At 73.9% G+C, this 3229-nt stretch carries 4 protein-coding genes; all 4 read left to right on the top strand.

The features are described from left to right. The first annotated feature begins 151 nt into the window (after positions 1-151). The 4 genes from GUY61_RS36570 to GUY61_RS36555 all read left to right on the top strand — a co-directional run bounded on the left by GUY61_RS36570 (position 152) and on the right by GUY61_RS36555 (position 3085). Positions 152-313 (top strand): DUF4177 domain-containing protein, encoded by a 162-nt coding sequence (locus GUY61_RS36570; RefSeq protein WP_093601778.1) that lies wholly within the window; start codon positions 152-154, stop codon positions 311-313. Beyond that, positions 310-780 (top strand): RidA family protein, encoded by a 471-nt coding sequence (locus GUY61_RS36565; protein WP_166634606.1) that lies wholly within the window; start codon positions 310-312, stop codon positions 778-780. The genes GUY61_RS36570 and GUY61_RS36565 overlap by 4 nt, the downstream gene beginning before the upstream one ends. A 381-nt stretch (positions 781-1161) precedes the next feature. Next, positions 1162-2184, top strand: coding sequence for an NUDIX hydrolase (locus tag GUY61_RS36560; protein ID WP_243767003.1), 1023 nt, complete (start codon positions 1162-1164; stop codon positions 2182-2184). 55 nt (positions 2185-2239) lie between these two features. Further along, a complete protein-coding gene (locus tag GUY61_RS36555; protein ID WP_166634605.1) occupies positions 2240-3085 on the top strand; it encodes an MBL fold metallo-hydrolase in 846 nt (281 codons plus the stop codon). Positions 3086-3229: the final 144 nt, after the last annotated feature.

The raw sequence follows: 3229 nt of genomic DNA, 5'->3' as shown, positions 1-3229 counted from the left end.
GGCGGGGACACCGCACGGGTGCGTCCCGCGGTGCGTCGCACGGGTGCTCCGGAAGGACCGCCAGGGACCCGTACGGGACCGGGACGGGACCAGCAGGGGAGCGGCGGGGGATCGGCGGGGGAGCGGCCGCGGCAGCGGATACAGTCGCCGTATGACCAAGTGGGAATACGCGACCGTGCCCCTTCTCGTGCACGCGACCAAGCAGATTCTGGACACCTGGGGCGAGGACGGCTGGGAGCTCGTCCAGGTCGTCCCCGGGCCGAACAACCCGGAGCAGCTCGTGGCCTACCTCAAGCGGGAGAAGACGGCGTGAGCGGCGCCGTCGAGTCGAAGCTCGCCGAACTGGGCCTGACGCTGCCCGAGGTCGTGCCGCCGCTCGCGGCGTACCAGCCGGCCGTGCGGTCAGGTGTGTACGTGTACACGTCGGGCCAGCTCCCGATGGTGGAAGGCAAGCTCCCGGTGACCGGCAAGGTCGGCGGTGAGGTGACGCCCGAGGAGGCCAAGGAACTCGCGGCCACGTGCGCGCTGAACGCGCTTGCCGCGGTGAAGTCCGTGGCGGGTGACCTGGACCGCATCGAGCGCGTGGTGAAGGTCGTCGGATTCGTGGCCTCCGCCCCGGACTTCACCGGCCAGCCGGGCGTCGTGAACGGCGCCAGCGAACTGCTGGGCGCCGTGCTGGGCGACAGGGGCGTGCACGCGCGCAGCGCGGTGGGCGTGGCGGTACTCCCGCTGGACGCGCCGGTCGAGATCGAGGTCCAGGTGGAGCTGGTCCAGGGCTGACGACGTCCACGACCCGGCCGCGCACTGTGCCGTGCGCGTGCCGACGGGTCCCGTGCGCCCGTGCCGAGCGGGCGCCGCACCGGACGGCCATGCGGCGCGCACATGGGCGGACGCCTTGGGAGGCTCGGCGCTGCCCGGACCGCCCGTCCGGGCAGCGCGCTCGTCCCTGGTCCCGCGTGCCCGGGGCGCACCGCAGTGCGGGGCACCCCGGGCGTCCCGGCCGGCGGCCGGACACCGGTCGCGCGGCCCGTACCGGCATGCGGGGCCGACGGCCGAGGCCACCGAGGCCACCCGCCGCGGCGCGAGACCCGGGGACCGGCCGAGGCGGCGCGCACATGATTGCCCCTCGAACATATCGGCGCGAGCGCATAGCATCCGGCCATGTCCAATGGTCAGCAGAGCCGTCAGCCGAACGGTCAGTGGTACCCGTCCGAATGGCCGGACCGGATCCGCGCGCTGGCGCGCGGTGAGCTGACGGCCGTGGTCCCGAAGCAGGCGTCCACCGTGATGCTGCTGCGGGACCCCGTTGCCGCGGACGGCGGGCGGCCGCCCGGGCCGGGAACCGGGACAGGAACCGGACCCGAGGTGCACATGCTGCGCCGGCGTACCTCCATGGCCTTCGCGGGAGGCGCTTACGCGTACCCCGGCGGCGCCGTCGACCCCCGGGATCACGACGCCGGTCCCGTGCGCTGGGCGGGTCCCTCGCGCGAGGCCTGGGCGGAACGTTTCGCGACGGACGCGGGCACCGCGCAGGCCATCATCTGCGCGGCGGTGCGGGAGACCTTCGAGGAGTCCGGGGTGCTCCTCGCCGGGCCGGCGCCGGACACCGTCGTCGGCGACACCACGGGCGACGACTGGGAGGCCGACCGGCGGGCCCTCGTCGACCGGGAGCTCGCCTTCGCCGACTTCCTCGACCGCCGCGGTCTCCATCTGCGCTCCGATCTGCTCGGCGCCTGGGCGCGCTGGATCACCCCCGAGTTCGAGACCAGGCGCTACGACACCTGGTTCTTCGTCGCCGCCCTGCCGGCCGGCCAGCGTGCCAGGAACGCCTCGACGGAGGCCGACCGCACGGTGTGGATCCGCCCGGCCGAGGCCGCCGCCGGCTACGACAGGGGCGAGCTGCTGATGATGCCGCCCACCATCACCGCGCTGCGGCAGCTCTCCGCGTACGCGAACGCCGCCGAGGCCCTGGCCGCGTCCGAGGGCCGCGACCTGACCCCCGTCCTGGCGCAGGCGCGCTTCGACGGAGACCGGCTGGTGCTGAGCTGGCCGGGGCACGACGAGTTCACCAAGCACATCGGGGCCGGTCCGCAGGGCCCGGCGCCGTCCGGGAACGTGAACGGGATCGCCGAGAACGCGGCGGGGGACGAGAACGCCGGAAACCCGGCCGGGGGCGACGTATGACGTACGCATCGCGGGCATACGGGAAACACGCGGAAGCGGTGGGAGGAGGCCGGCCATGACCGAAGCAGCCGCCCTGCCCGGCCGGCCCCGGGGGGACGTCCTGTCGGGGCCCGCCACCGCCCGCGCCGTGAACGTGCTGGCGCCCAACGCCTCCCCGATGACGCTGGACGGCACCAACACCTGGATCCTGTCCGAGCCGGGCTCCGACCTCGCCGTCGTAGTCGACCCGGGGCCGCTGGACGACGTACACCTGCGTCAGGTGATCGACACAGCCGAGCGGGCGGGCAAGCGGATCGCGCTGACCCTCCTCACGCACGGACACCCGGACCACGCCGAGGGCGCCGCGCGCTTCGCGGAGCTCACCCGGACGAACATACGGGCGCTGGATCCCATGCTGCGGCTCGGTGACGAAGGGCTGGAGGCCGGGCACGTCATCGACGTCGGCGGACTGGAACTGCGCGTGGTGCCCACGCCCGGCCACACCGCGGACTCCCTGTGCTTGCATCTCCCGGCCGACCGGGCCGTCCTGACCGGGGACACCGTCCTGGGCCGCGGTACCACCGTCGTCGCCCACCCCGACGGACGTCTCGGCGACTACCTGGACTCCCTGCGGCGGCTGCGTTCGCTCACCGTCGACGACGGGGTGCACACGGTCCTGCCTGGCCACGGGCCGGTCCTGGAGGACGCACAGGGGGCCGTCGAGTTCTACCTCGCCCACCGGGCGCATCGTCTCGCCCAGGTCGAGACGGCCGTCGAGAACGGCCACACGACCCCATCGGACGTCGTCGCCCATGTCTACGCCGACGTCGACCGCAGTCTCTGGCCGGCCGCGGAGCTCTCGGTACGGGCGCAGATGCAGTACCTGGGGGAGCACGGCCTGATCGACACCCCGCAGGTCTGAGACCGGCCGGTGACCGCGGACCGGGGATCTCCGGTCACGGACCGGGGATCAGTCCGCCGGTGTGCCGTGCACGGCGGTGTACTCCGCTGCCAGCCACTCTCCCAGGTCGTCGATGTACGTCAGGAGCGTTTCCCGGTCCGCCGG

The sequence above is a fragment of the Streptomyces sp. GC420 genome (assembly GCF_009916105.1).
GTDB lineage: Bacteria > Actinomycetota > Actinomycetes > Streptomycetales > Streptomycetaceae > Streptomyces.
The sequence above is the reverse complement of the archived record's forward strand: the minus strand, read 5'-3'. Positions and strand labels throughout refer to the sequence as shown.